Origin of the sequence: Rheinheimera sp., from assembly GCF_036568245.1 — a bacterium.
Classification (GTDB): Bacteria; Pseudomonadota; Gammaproteobacteria; order Enterobacterales; family Alteromonadaceae; genus Alishewanella.
The window spans coordinates 1-2,158 of the sequence record NZ_DATCSY010000049.1 but is presented as its reverse complement, the minus strand read 5'-3'; the positions used below and the strand labels follow the sequence as shown (position 1 = coordinate 2,158).

At 49.4% G+C, this 2,158-nt stretch carries 1 protein-coding gene and 1 pseudogene; both read left to right on the top strand.

The window, feature by feature from the left end:
- A pseudogene (locus VIN66_RS02300) lies at positions 1-588 on the top strand (hypothetical protein); the annotation flags it as partial.
- A 26-nt stretch (positions 589-614) separates the two neighbouring features.
- On the top strand, positions 615-2,158 hold a 1,544-nt coding region (locus VIN66_RS02295; protein ID WP_331922489.1), incomplete at its 3' end, for an ATP-binding protein.

Here is a 2,158-nt window from a genome sequence, read left to right as displayed (position 1 = left end):
GTGCTTGATACGCATTTTTCGGAGCGTGGCTGGCAGGGCCGTCTGATCAGGCTGCAAAACGACACCCAGACCCGCTTTGGCTTTGGTATCGATGAAGCAACCGCTTTACTGGTTGCGCCAGGGCAGCAGGAAAATGGGCCTGAGGTAACGATGGAAGTGCTCGGCGCTGGTGGTGTCTATATTGTCGATAATGAAAAAGCACAAAGCACTGGTGAAGGTGCGGCAACCAGTATTACCCAGGTGAGTACTCACTATCTTACCCGTGAAGATAAACTGGAGCTAAAGGATGGCAATTTGCGCACCCGCTTTGCACAATGGAAATTTGCCCCTAATAATAACCAGGCACCACTGTTAAACTCAGGTGATCTGTTTGAGCGCGATAACTACCGGCAATTAGCACAGTTGTTATGCCTGACACAAAGCCGCCAGGCCACAGCGAGGGCAGTGCGCGTTGGGCAAGGGCACGAAATACGACTGTATAAAGATTTATCTTCATATACGCGTGAAGGTGTGTTTCGGCAGCCAGGCTCTGAGACTCAATATTGTTCATATCGCAACCTGATGCTGGATATTCAGCCTGCTAACTGACAGCGATAACGCGAGGTGAAAGCCTGATGCAAGGACCGGTACACCCGCAGGTCAAAGCCTTTGCCAGTTGGATCCGTGCCTGGGGCAAGCTAAAACTGGCATTGATATGCCAGTTGTTGTTTGTGCTGTGTGCGGCGCTGCTAAGTGCCTGTTACGGGCTTGTTATTGGTAGCAGTGTGGATTGGGCGCTGATAAAAGGCGCTCTGGTAGTATCATGTATTTTTGGTCCGCTGTTTATTGCCTTTCTGTTTTATCTGGTGCTGCATCTGGACGCAGCCCTGTCTTATCTGGAAGATTCTGCCCATCAGGAGCGTCTGCTTAATGAAGGTATGCAGGATAATATCCGCCAGCTTAATTTTGAGATTGAAGAACGTAAAAAGGCGTTTCAGGCCAAGCGGCGCGCGATAGATGAACTGCGTAAAGAAATTGCTGAGCGTAAAAAAGCTCAGATTGAACTGGAAGAGCAGAGCTTGCTTATCCGCTCCATTGTCGACAGCTCGCCCGACCTGTTTTACTACCGAGACGAAACTGGCCGTTTCGCCAGCTGTAATAAGATGTTTGAGCTGATTATGGGTAAGACGGCCAGTGAGCTTATTGGCCATTATCCGGCTGATATCTACACTGAAGACAGCGCCCAGTCAGCTATCCTGACCGAGTATGAAGTCAGTATGCAGCCGTCAGAGCTGACATTGGATGTACAGTTTGTTAAAGATGATGGTCAGGTACTGTGGTTCGAAATGCGTAAGGTGCCGTTTTACGACCGTCATGGCCGTTATATAGGCCTGCTTGGTTTTGGTCGGGATATTACCTCGCGTAAGTTGGCAGAGCAGGCCCTGGAGAAGGCTTATCAGGATAAAGGTAAGTTTATTGCTACGCTAAGCCATGAGCTGCGCACGCCGCTCAACGGTATTGTCGGGTTAAGCCGGCGCTTGCTCGAAAGTAAGCTGAGCAAACAGCAACATGGCTGGGCCAATACTATTTTTAGTAGTGCTGAAACCTTAGGTAATATTTTTAACGACATTATCGACTTGGATAAAATAGACCGGCAGGACCTGGATATTGTCTATCAAAGTGTGCCTGTACGGCAGTTTATCAATGATATTGCCAACTTCGCCGAACTGCTGTGTCAGCAAAAGGGGCTGCAATTCACACTGCAGTGTGATGGCCCCATGGACATTAACTTAAAGCTTGACCCGACACGCTTGCGTCAGGTGTTGTGGAACCTGCTGAACAATGCGGTCAAGTTTACCGCTAGCGGTGATATTACGCTTCGTTGCCACCTAGATACCGGTTCTGGCAGTTTGCACTTTTCCGTGCAGGATACCGGTATAGGTATTGCCGGTGAAGAGCTTGAGCGTATTTTTGATATGTATTACAAGTCTAATGATGGCCGGCGCCTGAGTATTATGGGGTCGGGTATAGGCTTGTCAGTTTCCAGAGCTTTAGTTGAAGCAATGCAGGGCACTATTGCCGTTGACAGCGTCGTCGGACAGGGCAGCTGTTTTAGTGTCACCTTACCGGCAGAGCAGCTGGCGCAGGAACAACCGCAGACAATAGATTGCCCGGAGCT